Below are 15,538 nucleotides of genomic sequence, written 5' to 3' on the forward strand. Positions count from 1 at the left end.
AGATTCCTCCTAGTTTTATTATGGATTAAATTAATGGGGAATATTGGTAGTGTTTTTAATTGAGCGGTAAAAAAAATTATCACCTCCTTTTTACGAGCTAAAAAGATTTATTTTAATTAGAATGAATATCGGACGCCCAGATCTGCGGTTGTACCGTAATATTCTACACCCGACAGTTTTTCAAGAACGCTTACAAATTGGCGGTCCGGTCTGTTTGTAATGTTATTAATATTCAAATATACTTGCAGACCTTTGAGCCAGGGTAATTTCTGATATGCCGTAAAGTCCCATCTGGAATAAGGAGCGGTATACGAATCAAGTTCCTGATAAACGGTGTGCGCGCTTCTAAGGACGTTATCTGTGTACTGGAATGATAATCTCGCCGAAAAATCGCCGATATCATAACCGATTGTTAAGTTCAATATATCATTCGGCTGATTGATTAATCTGCCCGAACGGGTTGTATCTATATAGGTATACTTTTTAAAGATTCCGCTTCCGATTGCGACGCTCTTGAAGTAAGGATAACGCGTTTCGGAGTTGATGTGCGTATAGTTAATATTCAATACGAGTCCTTTTAAGAACGAAGGCAAAAACCAGAAATGCGTTTGCCAATCGAGCTCAATTCCCCGCACGTAAGATTTTTCTTCAAGATTTGTCCAGGTGTAAACGGTTGTTCTTTGATTCGGAGTCAGAGGATATCTGTAATTGATCTTCGAAGCGTCTTTCGTAAAATAAGTAATCGGCACTATTAGATTTTCTATTTCTTTATAAAATAACCCCGCCGTAAAGAGTCCGATATAATTATCATAAACAGAGACATATACGTCATAATTTTGAGTAATGGCAGACTTAAGATAAGGATTGCCCATACGCAGCACAGGATCGCCGTAAGTGTCGATAAAGAGATAAGGAGAAACGGCTCTGTAGTCGGGATAAATTATACTTTTTGTGCTTGCCAAACGGATATCGAGCCAATTGGTCGGTTTTATACGAAGTAATATCTGAGGAAACCAGTTATCGTCTTTTGTGGAATCCCAATGCACTTCTTTATAATCATAATAATATTCGCCCGGAGTAGTCAAGCGACCAAATACATAGGTCGAATCGGCAGTGTAATCGAAGCCGTACTTTTCATATCGTAATCCGGGTAGAAGTGTAATATATTTCCCGATTTTCATTTCTGTCATAAAATAAAAAGCGTAAAAATTTCTCGTATAATTATAATCGTACTGAGTAGATCCCAGCGGGTCGGGCAGATAGTAACCGTATTCTTTTGCAAGGTCGGCTAAACGATGCATTTTCCAGATCGATACTTTATTGTAGAATACATTGCTGCCGATTCCTTCTTCGCCGGACAGAAAATCGCCGATATCGTAATCCGGATCGGCAAACAGCGATGCTTTAAGACCGTTATCTTCTTTGGAAATGCCAAGGTCTGTCCATATTACGTCTCGCAGTAAAGTATTGAAATCCAATGCAAGACCGCCGCGGTCTACATCAATATACCACGCCGTTTCATCATTCTTTCGTGTATTTCTTTCATACTTTCCGCCTAATTTCAAATCGCCGGAAATGTAACTGAAAAAGTTATACGGAATTTTCACGTTAAAGATTGCAGACTGAGCGGTTTCGTCAATATCTCGTTTTAAAGTATTTACATTATTTACAATTTTATCCTGTCCCAGAACCTGCAAGTGATTCAGCAAAACGCTGGGCGAAACCTGATTTTCTTTGCCGGCAATAACAGAATCGGGAACCCAGCCCTGAACGCCGCCGGATCTTGTCCTCATATCGAGCGTTAAATCGCCGGGGTGACGCTGAGTCGTAATGGAATTCGAAAGGGAAAAATCCATATTCATATTTAAGAATTCAAACTCGCCCTGCAATGCGTTGCTTATTACGGTATTCGTAAATTCTCTGTCGGTAGCATATCCTCTCCAATCGTAGGACGTTGTAAAATAATTTCTTTGTTGTATTTGATGTTCTTTCAGACTTCCGATAAAATTATTTAACAACAATGTTCCGTTCGAAAACTGATAATCGAATACCAAACTGCCGCCGTATCTTTTTCTGTCTCTAACGTCGTCGTAGATATTGACGTCGTTAAGCAATGTAGGAATTAGTCCTTCATTAGTAATCGATTCAACATTTGTAGTATAAGAAGCGCTCAAGCGGTCTGAATTCCTGTTATAATTATCGATATAAGCAGAGAGCTGAATACCCAGTTTATTATCGAATACCCGATTACTTACGAGAGCCGCGATACGATAATTTCCGTAAGGATTATCATTTGCAAGCGATGCATATCCTCCCTGCACCGATACATTAGAATGCAACCCTTCGCGGGCTTTGCTGATTCTTAGATTGACCGTTCCGCCTACTGCGTCGGCGTCCATATCAGCCGTAAGAACTTTTGTAACTTCAATGCCCGAGAGAATATTGGGCGCAATCATATTCAGGTCGACGCTGCGGTTTTCGCGGTCCGTCGATTGAAGTCGAACGCCGTTTACCATCATAACGTTATATTGAGGAGACAAACCGCGGATGGTAACCTTTTGACCTTCGCCGCCGCTGCGAATCAACGATATACCGGGCAGGCGAGCTACAGATTCAGCGGCATTTACATCCGGTATGTCTTTGATGCGGTCGGACGAAACTATGTTTTTAATGGTATTTGCCGACAACTGCTGGTTAATCGCCTCCATTTGACCTTCCGCCTGAGCGGTAATTACAACTTCCCCCGTTTCCAGCGCCACGTATTCGAGTTCGACATCCAGTTCAATTGTCTTACCGGCAACTACAGTTACGGGAATTCTCTCGTCCTTGTAACCGAGATATTTAACCACCAAAGTATAATTACCGGGCGGTACGCTTCGGATATAATATTCTCCTTCAAACGAAGCGGCAGCGCCGATACTCGTGCCTTCCAATAACACATTCGCTCCGGGCAGAACTTCTCCCGTTTCTTTATCCAGCACTTTGCCTCGTATTCTGCCAGAGCCTTGAGCCAGAATAAAACCCGACATAAACAAAATCAGAATCGCGCACTTGAGTATTATCTTACTTACTTTCATAACTCAACTCCCTTTTTATTAGAGAATTATTTAATGTATGTTTAATTGAACTTCGATCTCACGATTTTATTATACAGTTCTGAGTTTTCATCGAAATATTTTTTGTTCCCGGGCGTATAGGTTTTTAATTCGCTCGAATCGGCTACGATTTTTCGCCATTCATCAATATTATTTACAATGCCTTTAGAGATAGCCTGAACGCCGATATTTCCGAGCACCGCTCCTTCAACCGGTCCGGCTGTAACTTCGCAACCCGTCGCGTCCGCGGTTAATTGCGTAAGAAGTTCATTTTGAATACCGCCGCCTACTATGTGAAGACGCTCTATATTTTTACCAATTACCGATTCTATTTTTTTCAAAGTATCCCTGTAGCTGTAGGCAAGACTTTCGATTATTACTCTTATAATAAACCCGAAGTCATTGTTATGCTTTTGACCGCTTTCTTTTAAGAATGCTATAATTTTTTCCGGCATATCGCCCGCCTTCAAAAATCTTGAATCGGAAAGGTCGACCCAAGCGCCTGCAGGGCCGTAATTTTCAGCCATAGCAGTTAATTCCGCATATGAAAATTCTTTCTCTTCTTTTTCGTCCCAGTAACGTTTGCATTCCTGAATAGGCCAAAGACCCAGAATATTTTTCAAAAATCTAATCGTATTATTAAAGCCGCCTTCGTTTGTAAAATTATTGTCGAGAGCTTGCTCTGTTAAAACCGGTTGACCGAGTTCGACTCCCATTAAAGACCATGTGCCTGAACTTAAGTATGCCCAGTTACCGCCCTGCGCGGGAACGCCTGCGACGGCGGAAGCCGTGTCGTGACATGTTGTAGCGATTACGGATATGTTTGAATCCAGCTGAGTTAATTGTAAAATCGAAGATTTAATTGGTCCCAAATCTTTACCGGGCTCAATTAGCTCGGGGAAAATACTCTTTTTAAATCCGAGCGCCTCAATAATTTCCCAGCTCCAATTTCTTGTAGAAGGATTCACAAGTCCTGAAGTGGATGCAATCGAATATTCGGATACTTTTTTACCGGTAAGCAAAAAGTTCAAAAAATCCGGGATCATTAGAATTTTATCCGCCGCATTCAAAAGGTTGGTTTTTCTTTTTTGTTCGGACAATAACTGATAAATGGTGTTAATCTGAACGAATTGTATGCCCGTCGACCGGTAAATTTTTTCTTTTGGTATTATTCTGCATGCCTCTTCAATCATGTTGTCCGTGCGATCGTCCCTGTAATGATAAGGATAACCGAGCAGCCTGTTCTCGGAATCAAGCAACACATAATCCACTCCCCACGTATCGATGCCGATACCGTCGAAACGACTGCCGAATTCCTTCTTTGCTTTTTTCAAGCCTTCGATAATTTCTTCGTAGATTACCAAAATATCCCAATGGAATCCGTAATCGAATTTAATTGAAGGAGTTCTAAAGCGATGTACTTCGTGTAGAGATATTTTTCGATTGTTCAGCAATCCGACCATACACCTTCCGCTTTCGGCTCCCAGGTCGAATGCTATAAATTTTTTTTCATCCATAATTAACCCGTGATTATGATTAGTAGAATGATTGATATAATTAAATTATGTGGAGAAGTGCAGCGGTTAAAAAATTCTTGAGTAAAAAGAAAAACAATTAATCGCTCCCGGAGCGAGAATTTATATATTATTTTATTACTAACTTATAAACCGCAGGAAGTGAGGAAGGGGGAAGAAAAATATCTCAAGAAATAACGCCCTGTCATGGTGACTTATCTTTTGAGAATACTGTATTCTACAGTAACGTCTTCGTAATCGTTATAGCTTTTTCTGTTTTCGAGCATGTCGATAAGAATATCGGTAGCAGTTTTACCGATTACATACGGATTTTGTTGGACGGAATAGTAAGGCACGCCCAATCGGGAAACAATCGTATTGTCGCCGAATTCTCCCAGGAGTATGTCGCCCGGGATAGAAAGATTTTTATCCAATATGGCTTTGCCCGCGCCGTATGTAATCAAACCGCCGATACTTATTACTCCGTCGATTTTAATGCCCGTATCCAGCAGCGCCGTCATCTTATTATAGCTGTCTTCAACGCTGCGGAATGTTTGCAGTACAAGGTCGGGATTGAAATCGATGCCGTTGTCTTCGAGAGCTTTTTTGTATCCCTGGAATCTGTCCTCGCAAACAGGAATGAGAGTATTCGGTCCGAGGAATAAAATATTTCTGCGCCCTTCTTTTATCATATCGGTGGTAAGTTCGTATGCCGCGTCGACGTCGTTTATTTTAACTGTAGTGAAAGGCAATTCATGAACTTTGCGGTCCCAGCATACGATTCGAATGCCTTCTTCGTCCATTTTTTTATAGAGTTCCAGATTTTCGTCGCCGCCTACGGCGTTTAATAAAATACCGTCGACGCCGATGTCGGAAAGGAATTCGATTTTTTTTCTTTCTTTATCGGCGTCCTCGTCGTGAACCATCAAAATGCATTCGTAGCCTTCGTTGCCCGATTCTTCGTACATACCGCGTACGGCTTCGGAGAAGAATGAAATTCTGAGATCGGGAATTAGAACGCCAAGGATTTTGCTTCTGTTGGTAATAAGAGAGCGAGCCAGGATATTCGGGCGGTAGCCCATCTCTTTGCATTTTTCTTTAACCAAAGTTTTGGTTTCTGCGGAGATATCGCTCGAATCCCTCAAAGCTTTCGACACTGTTGCGGGAGTAAGAGAGAGTTCCAAGGCAATATCTTTTAAAGTAACTTTTTTCTTTTTATAACTCACTGAAATTGCCCATAAGTTGTATTAGGATGAATAATATTACCATTTTAACGTCTAAAATTCAAGGAGAAGATAAAGGACGTCCGGGCACAGCTCCGCCACGTAAGTCCCATATATTGAATGATTTATGTCGAAAAGGAAGAAAAAAGCCGCAATCAGAAAAGGTTTTCGAAAACCTTTAAGTAACTCTACCCTAAAAAAGAGCCAATTCAGCTCACCCTATAATTACTTAATCGTTTTCGATGCCGTTATGAAAATATTAAGATTATTTTCTTATGTCAAGTTAATTTTTCAGTAGACGACCTTTTTTTATTTTACCGGCTCTCTTCTACTTTTCTTTAATCAATTTATTCAAGTATTCCGCAGGATGATATATATTATCCTTCCTGTCGGAAAAACTTTTTAATTGTTCCCTGCAAGAAGTTCCGCTTGCCAGAATAACAACTTCGTCAGTACTTCCGAATTTGTTTTTTATCTGGTTCAATAAGCTGATTCCCAACGACTTGCTTATTTTATAGTAATGCTTTTTATAACCGAAACTGCCCGCCATACCGCAGCATTCCTGAGTCGATATTGCCGCGTCAATCCCGAGCTTTTTATAAAATTCGGGCGCTTCGTTTCCAAGTCCGATTGATTTCAATTGACAATGCCCGTGATAAAATATTTTTTGTCCGGCGTATTTTATATTCTTTTTAATATGATTTATGTCTAGTTTCCCTTCCTCTATCTTCATATTGAGAAATTCGAATAAATCATAACATTTTTCGTTGACGGCGGCAAACAAATTATCGTCTTTCAATAACTTCGCGTAATCATTTCGCAACATTGTAAGTACGCTCGGTTCTATTACGATTACATCGTATCCGCCGTCAATTAACTTTTTCAGGTAAGACGCAGTTTGCGCCGCTTTCTTTTCTGCGTATTGAACCATTCCCTGAGATAACGAAGCTCTGCCGTCGTCGTAGACCTCGCTTACTTCTGTCTGAAATCCTAATTTTTCCAACGCTGCAACGGCTTTCATACCGACTGCCGGATTATTATAATTAGTAAAAACATCCGCAAAGACAATTACTTTTTGCCTGTCGTTTCCGGGTTTCCTTTGATGAATAGCTCCGACTCTTCTTTTATATAATTCAACGAAAGTTTTTCCTGCGAATTCGGGAATTTCCCTCTCCTTTTCGACGCCCAAAAATTTATCCAGCAGAATTTTTACCGCTTTCGATTTCATAAAATAATTTACTAACGAAGAAAACTTTGAAGCAATCTTTGCCATGTCGCCGAAGTAGCCGAAAAATATTTTTTGAAGCGGGACAGACTCGGCTTCCATAAGTCTGTTCTTTATAACGGTATTTAAGCGGGGAATATCGATTCTTACCGGACAATTCGGAACGCAACGCGAACATCCGGTGCATAATTCAGCGAAACGTCCTTCTTCGAGTTTGCCCGTGGTGCCTACTGCCCAGCTGGCTCCTATACCGCCGGTATAACATTCGCCTCCGAATGCGTGACCGCCAACGGTCTGGAAATTAGCGCATACATTCATACACGCGCTGCACCTGATGCAATAGAGCGCTTCTTTCAAATCCGGGTCGTCCCTCATTGCCATCCGACCGTCGTCAATCAGCACCAGGAAGAATTTTCTCTCTTTATCCGATCTGTTGTTAAGATTGAGCGCCGGCGCTTTCAACGGCGGTTCGAGTATGTTCGTATACGAAGTCAAAACCTGTCCGGTAGCGCTTGCGGCTAGTAATTCGATAAATATTCCGAAGTCCTTTCTGGCGGGAATTATTTTTTCGACGCCCGCAACTGCAATATGAATAGCAGGCAAATGCGTCGTCAGTCGAATATTTCCTTCGCTTTCGACCAGAAGGATTGCGCCTTCGTCAGCGGAAATCAGATTCGCGCCTGTAATACCGACATCCGCCGCAAGAAATTTTTCTCTTAAAGTTTTGCTGGCAAAGGCTGTCAGTTCTTCTCCCGTTTCAAGCGGATCTGAAGTATCGATATTTTCTTTGAAGAGTTTCGAAATACTTTCCCTGCTGCGATGAATGGCGGGAGCGACTATATGCGAAGGCTGCTCTTTTGACAATTGCAATATAAATTCGGCAAGGTCGGTTTCTACCACTTCGATATTTTCGGCTTCAAGCGTATCGTTTAGTTTTATTTCTTCGGAAGTAATCGATTTCGATTTAACCGCCAATTTAACAGAATTAGACAAACAGATTTCTTTAATAAAATTAACGGCTTCTTTTTTGTCTTTGGCATAGTAAACAGAACCTCCGCGCGCTTCGATTGTTTCTGTCAGTTTTTCGACCAGGAAAGGTAGATTTCTGATGGAATTTTCTTTGATTTCCCGCGCCTTGTTCTTTAATTCTTCGTAATCTTCAATTTGGCTTATTGCTTTGTAGCGATTGTTGTTGAAAGTTTGAGTGTTGTGCCGAACGGATTCGGTCTCGAAGGCAAGCGCATAATCGATGGCTTTAAATAGATTTTCTTTTTTTGCTTTGCTGGCGAATTCTTTCGGATGAATCAATTTACTGTTCATTATCATTCCGTAACGATTATATGCAATTTGCCCGGACCGTGAACCCCTCGCACCAGCGGACCCATGTCCGCCGTAGCGCTCGGTCCCGTAATTATTGAATAACTTCCTTTCAGAAATCTATTCTCATTTCCTTCGTCAAACAGGTCGCGTGGTTTTCCTACGATATTTTTACCGTCGAGTATTACAATATGATTTCGTACAAGCATTGAAATATAACTCGTATAATCGCCGGTTATCGGAACAATAACGGAACCGGTGGAAGCAATGCCGCATACAGCAGGCGCAATTCCCGTTTTAGCGTTTCTCAGTTTCTCCTTGTCGAAATTCTTTAAATATTTTGCATCGTCGAATATTTGTTCGAAAAAACTCCGCTCTATTATTCCGGGATTCGAAACCAATATTTCGTTTTCGCCTTCGGTAATTTTTTGCAATGCCGATTTTATTGAAGAAGGTTCGCCTGCGACGGCAATTACATTAGCGCATGCAGCTTCCGCTTTACCGATAAATTCTTTCAACAATTCTTCTTTGGACTTCATCAAATTTTTTTAATAAACCGACTTTATTGTTTAAGAATAACGCTTATTCAGAAATTCCTTTACTTCGGACGCCACAATGAACTCTTCGTTAGTAGGAATTATTGCAATCTTAACCGGCGAAGCGTCGCTCGATATCAAACCTTCTTTCGGATTCGATTCGTTTTTAGTGTCGTCGAGAATTACGCCGAGATTTTCCATATTTTCGGCGATCTTTTTTCTCAATAAAACGCTGTTTTGTCCGCCTCCAGCAGTAAATACAATACAATCGGCTCCGTTGAGAATTGCCAAATACTCGCCGATATATCTCTTCACATTGTAAACAAAAGTATCGAAAGCGAGTTTAGCCCGGTAATTGCCTTTGTCCATTTCCGTTTCGATATCGCGCAGATCGCCCGATTTAATGCCTGAGATGCCGTAAAGTCCTCCTTTTGTCATCAATATCTCGATTGCATCGTCGATTGAAAGGTTTTCTTTCTGCATAAGATAAAGGAGCGCATACGAATCGAGGTCGCCTACGCGTTTGGCGTTAATCAATCCGCACTGCGGACTCATACCCATTGAAGTATCGACCGACACGCCGTTTTTAATGGCGCATACAGACGAACTGCCGCCGAGGTGGCACGAGATTACCTTGTCTGCATCGAACAGTTCTTTTGCGCGCAGCGCTATATAACGATGCGACGCGCCGTGAAATCCGTATTTTCTTATTCCGTGCTTTTCGTAATATTCGTACGGAATTCCGTACATGTAAGCTTCGGGCGGGATATTTGTATGAAAGTGAGTCTCGAACAATCCGATAAGCGGAACGGTATCGAGCAAATCTTTGAAAATCGATATGGCGGTCAAATAAACGTCTGTATGAACCGGAGCCAGCGGGCGATACTCTTTCATCGCTTCAATAACAGCGTCGGTCAGTTCCACGCATCCGGAAATTCCTTTAGCATGAACGGTTTTGAAACCTACGGCTGAAATATCATCCGCAGAATATTTTTCGTTGAGCGCTTTTAAAGTCATGTTGACCGCGGTAAAATAATCTTTAATTTCAAGGACATTTTTTATTTCTTTATCTCCCTTGAAAGCAAACCTGAAAATAGCGTCCTTTTGACCGATCTTTTCGACAACTGCCTGGAATAAAATATCCATATTGCCGGCGTCGTATAGTTTGCACTTATACGAAGTGCTCCCGGGATTGGCTATTAAAATTTTCATGGCGCTCTATTTAGTTAGTTTGTTTTTTAAGTTAGCCAGCACCTGTTCAACAATATCCTGTATCATACCTTCATTTAATTTCTGAGGTTGAGGATTTGCCGATTGAGCCTTTGGATTAACATCCGTGCTGCATACTGTAACTCTGCCGGGCAGATTGAATTTTTCTCTCAAGCCGAGCAGACGGTCGCGTTCCTGAGGCGAGAGAACATTTAAATTGCCCAGTTGAAGCGCTTTCCAGACAATGCTTGCGGTATGTTCGAGAGTTTCCATTTTATAATAAGCATTGAAAAGATCGCTGCCGAGAGTAAGCGCGCCGTGATTTTCGAGCAGAATTGCATCCGAATTTTTTATATAGGGACGGATATTATCGGGAATTTCGGACGTAGAAGGCAACCCGTAAGGAGCAATCGGCACAGCGCCTATTACTATTATCGCTTCGGGCAATACACATTTGTCGAGCGGTATGCCGGCAACGGCAAAACTGGTAGCATACGGCGGATGAGCGTGCACTACGGATTTAACATCGGGTCGTTCCTTATAAACTTCAAGATGCATTTTTAATTCGCTCGAGGGACGGTATTTTGAACTTTTCGTAATAACGTTGCCCTGCCTGTCGCATTTGATAATCATGTCGGTCGTCATAAAACCTTTGCTGACGCCTGTGGGAGTAGTCAAAACTTCTTCGTCGTTGAGTAAAACGGTAATGTTTCCGTCGTTTGCAGCTACGTATCCACGCGTCCAGATTCTTTTTCCGACCTCCACAATATGTTTCCGCAGTTCCCATTCGTTATGCATGGCTTATTCCTTTATTTTTAGTATTATTTTTCTTTTTTGAAAGTACAAATAAATATCAAAATGTTTACGTGAAGATGCAAATCTTTATTTTTCTCTTTTATAATTCATTCTCGTTATAATCGATTTTATCCACAATGGCGATGATAAGAGTTCTTATAGGCGCGAGATCCAGACCGAAGATCGATTGAGCCACGCCGGGAGCTCCGCCGCAGACAACAATGTCGCCCAAGCCCGCCCCGATATAGTCGAGCGCTACATGTTCCGTATCTAACATTGTTCCGTCGGGCAGAACGGGTCGCACCACATAAACTTTTTTACTGTTGTAAGCTTCGTGCTTAACCACAGATACGACTCTTTTTGTAACTTTTGCCAGATACATTATGCCACGCTGTCGACTAATTTAACAATACTTGCATTCACAGGCGCAAAGCCGGTATCAAATGCCTGAGTTGCGTCGGTGCTCGTAACATAGACAACCAGATCGCCTTCGGCTGCAATGTTTTTAGGGTCGGCAACCACAAGCGGATTCCCTACCGGATTGGATTCGGATGAAACCGGCTGAACTACATAAAGATGGCAGCCTTCCAATTCTTTCACTTTTTTAGAAGCCCAGGTTTTGCCGATAACTATTCCCAATTTCATTTCTGCGCCGTAATCTTTTTTGTAATCTGAACGTCGTCAATAATTGCAACGATTACCGCATCGATGGGAGAATCTTTAGTAGTCTCGGTCATACGAGCCGAGGAACCGTATGTTAAAAGGACAAAATCGCCTTCTCCCGCCTGAACGGCGTCAATAGCCACATGATACGACCCGATCGGTTTCCCCTCATGATTTACTTCTTTACAAAGAAGCATTTTCTTGCCCGTTAATTTGGGGTCTTTATGAGTCGAAACCACGCTGCCTATAACTTTTGCAAATATCATTTAGTTTTACGATTAAATGACGCATCCAACTCGTCCACCGGACGCGGAATTACCAATTGAGAAATAACCTCGCCGATCCGGGAAGCCGCGTCTGTTGCGGCGTCGATAGCGGCTCGTACGGCGGCTACGTCTCCTTCGATTACAAACGAAACGTATCCGCTTCCGACCTGCCGCCACTCGACAACGTCGACATTTGCGGCTTTTACTGCAGTATCGGCGCCGAGCACCAGAGGCGCAAATCCTTTTGTTTCCAAAATACCGATTGCATGTTTAATTGCCATTTTATTCTCCTTCAATTAAAATTTTTATACGAATCTGAAAGATTTATGCGTCATAATACGACGTTTTCTTACAAAGTGAACCGGCGTGCAAATTCCCTCGCCTGTCGGTGTTGCAATTGTATGGGAAAAGTAACCTTCTCCGAGATCGCCGCCGTTGCCTCTCAAAGTTCCGCCGTTTATTACGTGCACGTCGCAGTCCAGAACTCTTGTAAACCGAGTTACCCGTTCAAGATCTTTCGAAAAGATACTCGCAGTATGTTTAAAACCGTGTTCGGCTTTTAGCGCCGCCGACAGACCTTCTTCAAAATCTTTTACCCGCACGACCGGAATGCAACAAGTCATTTGTTCGGCAACAACCCAGGGATGATCCTTTTCTACTTCGCCGAATAATAACGGTACGTCTCCTTGTAAATTAATTCCGAGCGCTTTGCCCAATACTGCAGCGCTTTTCCCCGCAAAATCTCTTTTTATCAACCAGTGTTTGCCCGACAATTCGAGAGCACTTTCGGCTAAGCGGTTCATCTCTCCGGTCGACAGGCGATAATTCCCCGCTCTTTCCATTTCAGCCATGAATCGTTCGAATACACTGTCGACAACAAATATCTCCTTTTCGGCTATGCAGAGGATATTATTGTCGAAACTTGCGCTCATTGTAATTTCCCTGGCTGCGAGTTCGAGGTCCGCCGTTTCGTCAACCAGAACGGGAGGATTGCCCGGACCGGCGGCAATAACTTTTTTTGGATATTCCAGAGCCATCTTAACAACTTGAGGACCTCCGGTTACGGACAAGAGTTCAATCTTTTCATGCCCGAACAAAGTTTTTGCTGTTTCAAGCGTGGGTTCGGCAACGCATGTAACGAGATTCTTCGGAGCTCCGGCTTCGTACATATATTTATTTGCCAATTGAATTACTTTGGCGCTTACCTTTTTAGCGGAGGGATGAGGATTGAATACAATCGTATTTCCGCCGGCTAATTGAATTATAATATTGTTAATCATGGTCGGACCGGGATGAGTGCTCGGCGATATATTTCCGATGACTCCGAACGGCGCATATTCGTCGATTGCCAAACCGTTTTTGCCCGACCAGGCTTCCGGCTGCAAATATTCAACGCCGGGACTATGATTTGCCGCATTGACGTATTTGGCTATTTTATGGTCGACGCGTCCCATTCCAGTTTCTTCAACAGTCATTTGCGCCAATTCTTCTTTATTTTCGAGAGCCATTTTACGTACGGCGTCGATGATTTTTTTGCGGCATTGGATACTCCTTTCCTTGAATTGCAGGAAAGCTGCGTGAGCCGCTTCGACCGCGTCGTTCATATCCGTAAAAACTCCCCAGTCGCCGTTATCGATTTTCGAACCGGAGGAAGCCTCCGTCGTTTGCGACATTACTTTTTCGACTACCTGTTCTACGATTTTTCTTATTTCATTTTCGTTCAAATCCACTTCAAGCCCCGTTTAAATTTTTTATTGTTTCTTTAAATTTAGCGGTTCAATCGGAAATTTACCCGATAATTTTTCCGAAGGGCGAGGAATAATAATTTCGGACAATACGTTCCCGATATTCGAAGCAGCCTGAACGCCAGCGTCGACGGCAGCTTTAACAGCGGCAACGTCGCCTCTGATAATAATGCTGACTCTTCCGCCGCCTACTTTAACCCATTGCGCCAATCTTATATTAGCGGATTTAACCGCTGCATCGGCAGCTTGAATTGCGGCTGTAAAACCTAAGGTTTCTATAATGCCCAATGCTTCCAGCATGTCACGCTCCTATTTGTTTAACATTAATAATTCGAAGACTTCCTCGTGAGCCGAGGGAATGATATTGGTGCAGACCAATTCGCCTACTTTAGCAGCCGCTTCCGCTCCGGCTTCTACAGACGATCGGACGGCGCCTACTTCGCCTCTTACCAATGCGGTAACATATCCGCCGCCAATTTCAACGCGCTTTACAAATTCCACATTTGCCGTTTTGAGCATTGCGTCGATAGCGTTGACCGCCCCGGTATTTCCTCTGGTTTCTATAAAACCGAGAGCCGCTCCTTTTGCCATTTTTTCTCCTATTCTGTTTGTTTATAAATTGTTCTTATTCTTCTTTTATTAATTAAATCTTTTGCGCCGGGAGTAATAACCGTACCTTTGGGAATAATAATTTCGGATAAGTTTTTATCCGCTTGCAGAATCATATTTTCCGTAAGCACCGGCGTTTTGAAAGCGCTCATATCGAATTCGTACGAGTTGTTTTTATTTGCGCCGGTATTTTCTTCAAATGTAATTTCATATCCTCTCTTTTCGAGTTCGTTAATTACTTCCGTAACTATTAGTTCAATTAACTTCTTTATATTAATCCGGCTCAAGCTTAACTTTTTTGTTTTTTATAGATAATTTTATTTCCGTGCGAAACCGAATCCACAATTCCGATAATTGTATTGTCGGTTGCAACGTCTTTGGTCTGTTCCGTCAATCTTGCCGAAGAAGACGAGCAGAGCAGAACAATATCTCCTTCACCTGCGTTTACCGTGTCGACGCATGCCGCTGAATGGGAAGTTCTCTCCAGGTTTTCATTTAGATAATTAACCACGAGAATTTTCAACCCTTTCAACTTACCCGCTTTTTTGGTCGAGACCACGCTTCCTATAACCAATCCGAATTTCATATTTACATTTTCCCCAGAAACTCGGCATAAACTTCGCCTTTAATAAACGCCGCATTGGCGTCGTCGGTGTCCAAATGCATTTGAAGTTTCCAGTTGTCATTTATTCTAATCAACACGTTTTCAAAAACAGTGCTTTTGATTCCGGCAATTCTCACCTTGCAATAGTCGCCGTTTTTAACGCCCAAGACGAGAGCGTCGGCGGAACTCATATGAATATGCCGGTTGGCGATTATTGCGCCTCTTTCGAGGAAGACAGACGATTTGGGACCTACGAGAGTAATCGGAGCGGCATCGTCGAGCGAGCCTGAATTTGTAACCGGCGGATTCAAACCGAGGTAGATTGAATCGGTAAGAGAGACTTCAACCTGGTCGTATTTTCTTAAGGGTCCCAGAATTCTTACGTTTTCGATGCATCTCAGTTTTGGTCCTACGATCGTCAAGGTATGTTTCGATGCAAATTCTCCCGGTTGATACAGAGGGCGCAACTCTTCGAATTTTGCATCCTGTCCGAATAATTTTTTGAAGGTCTTTTCGGTAAGGTGGATATGCCTGTTCGAAACGCCGACGGGAATAAGAGGATAGGAACTTTTAAAAAGTGCGCCGTATTTACTTTCAATCGAGCGTGATATTTCGTCTGCAAGAGTTGCAATAAAATCTTCCCGCTCGTTATTATTGTTGTTAGCCGAGCCGGTTTTAATATCGAGGCCAAACAAAACGACCCTCCTCTTAATTATCGTCAAATTTTCAAAAGAGGA

At 42.4% G+C, this 15,538-nt stretch carries 17 protein-coding genes; all 17 read right to left on the reverse strand.

Annotated elements, in window-relative coordinates; translation table 11 throughout:
* Positions 1-116: 116 nt before the first annotated feature.
* The 17 genes from ACSSWA_RS03315 to pduL all read right to left on the reverse strand — a co-directional run bounded on the left by ACSSWA_RS03315 (position 117) and on the right by pduL (position 15,496).
* On the reverse strand, positions 117-3,077 hold the full coding sequence (locus tag ACSSWA_RS03315) for a TonB-dependent receptor (protein ID WP_437355160.1): 2,961 nt from the start codon (positions 3,075-3,077) through the stop codon (positions 117-119).
* A gap of 41 nt (positions 3,078-3,118) precedes the next feature.
* Positions 3,119-4,612, reverse strand: coding sequence for a rhamnulokinase (locus tag ACSSWA_RS03320; protein WP_437355161.1), 1,494 nt, complete (start codon positions 4,610-4,612; stop codon positions 3,119-3,121).
* A gap of 212 nt (positions 4,613-4,824) precedes the next feature.
* Entirely contained in the window at positions 4,825-5,835 is a 1,011-nt protein-coding gene (locus tag ACSSWA_RS03325; protein WP_437355162.1) for a LacI family DNA-binding transcriptional regulator, read from the reverse strand.
* Between the two features lie 325 nt (positions 5,836-6,160).
* Positions 6,161-8,377 carry an LUD domain-containing protein gene (locus ACSSWA_RS03330; RefSeq protein WP_437355163.1) on the reverse strand — a complete coding sequence of 739 codons (2,217 nt, stop codon included), beginning with the start codon at positions 8,375-8,377 and terminating at the stop codon, positions 6,161-6,163.
* Positions 8,378-8,379: 2 nt separating this feature from the next.
* Complete coding sequence (locus ACSSWA_RS03335; RefSeq protein WP_437355164.1) at positions 8,380-8,913, reverse strand: LUD domain-containing protein; 534 nt, start codon at positions 8,911-8,913, stop codon at positions 8,380-8,382.
* A 30-nt stretch (positions 8,914-8,943) separates the two neighbouring features.
* A complete protein-coding gene (locus ACSSWA_RS03340) occupies positions 8,944-10,122 on the reverse strand; it encodes an acetate/propionate family kinase (protein ID WP_437355165.1) in 1,179 nt (392 codons plus the stop codon).
* Positions 10,123-10,128: 6 nt separating this feature from the next.
* On the reverse strand, positions 10,129-10,917 hold the full coding sequence (locus tag ACSSWA_RS03345) for a class II aldolase/adducin family protein (protein ID WP_437355166.1): 789 nt from the start codon (positions 10,915-10,917) through the stop codon (positions 10,129-10,131).
* Positions 10,918-11,014: 97 nt separating this feature from the next.
* On the reverse strand, positions 11,015-11,296 hold the full coding sequence (locus ACSSWA_RS03350) for a EutN/CcmL family microcompartment protein (RefSeq protein WP_437355167.1): 282 nt from the start codon (positions 11,294-11,296) through the stop codon (positions 11,015-11,017).
* The gene (locus ACSSWA_RS03355) at positions 11,296-11,559 is read right to left on the reverse strand and encodes a EutN/CcmL family microcompartment protein (protein WP_437355168.1); all 264 of its coding nucleotides are present in this window, start codon (positions 11,557-11,559) and stop codon (positions 11,296-11,298) included. The genes ACSSWA_RS03350 and ACSSWA_RS03355 overlap by 1 nt, the downstream gene beginning before the upstream one ends.
* Entirely contained in the window at positions 11,556-11,843 is a 288-nt protein-coding gene (locus ACSSWA_RS03360) for a EutN/CcmL family microcompartment protein (RefSeq protein ID WP_437355169.1), read from the reverse strand. The genes ACSSWA_RS03355 and ACSSWA_RS03360 overlap by 4 nt, the downstream gene beginning before the upstream one ends.
* Positions 11,840-12,124 carry a BMC domain-containing protein gene (locus ACSSWA_RS03365; protein WP_437355170.1) on the reverse strand — a complete coding sequence of 95 codons (285 nt, stop codon included), beginning with the start codon at positions 12,122-12,124 and terminating at the stop codon, positions 11,840-11,842. The genes ACSSWA_RS03360 and ACSSWA_RS03365 overlap by 4 nt, the downstream gene beginning before the upstream one ends.
* A gap of 24 nt (positions 12,125-12,148) precedes the next feature.
* Positions 12,149-13,573, reverse strand: a complete 1,425-nt coding sequence (locus tag ACSSWA_RS03370) for an aldehyde dehydrogenase family protein (protein WP_437355171.1) — start codon at positions 13,571-13,573, stop codon at positions 12,149-12,151.
* A gap of 21 nt (positions 13,574-13,594) precedes the next feature.
* Positions 13,595-13,888, reverse strand: a complete 294-nt coding sequence (locus ACSSWA_RS03375) for a BMC domain-containing protein (protein WP_437355172.1) — start codon at positions 13,886-13,888, stop codon at positions 13,595-13,597.
* A gap of 9 nt (positions 13,889-13,897) precedes the next feature.
* A complete protein-coding gene (locus tag ACSSWA_RS03380; RefSeq protein WP_437355173.1) occupies positions 13,898-14,179 on the reverse strand; it encodes a BMC domain-containing protein in 282 nt (93 codons plus the stop codon).
* Between the two features lie 8 nt (positions 14,180-14,187).
* Positions 14,188-14,484 carry a hypothetical protein gene (locus tag ACSSWA_RS03385; protein WP_437355174.1) on the reverse strand — a complete coding sequence of 99 codons (297 nt, stop codon included), beginning with the start codon at positions 14,482-14,484 and terminating at the stop codon, positions 14,188-14,190.
* A 2-nt stretch (positions 14,485-14,486) separates the two neighbouring features.
* Positions 14,487-14,783 (reverse strand): EutN/CcmL family microcompartment protein, encoded by a 297-nt coding sequence (locus tag ACSSWA_RS03390; RefSeq protein WP_437355175.1) that lies wholly within the window; start codon positions 14,781-14,783, stop codon positions 14,487-14,489.
* Between the two features lie 2 nt (positions 14,784-14,785).
* Entirely contained in the window at positions 14,786-15,496 is a 711-nt protein-coding gene (pduL, locus tag ACSSWA_RS03395) for a phosphate propanoyltransferase (protein ID WP_437355176.1), read from the reverse strand.
* Between the last annotated feature and the right edge of the window lie 42 nt (positions 15,497-15,538).

It is taken from the genome of Melioribacter sp. Ez-97 (assembly GCF_051488665.1).
Taxonomy (GTDB): domain Bacteria; phylum Bacteroidota; class Ignavibacteria; order Ignavibacteriales; family Melioribacteraceae; genus Melioribacter.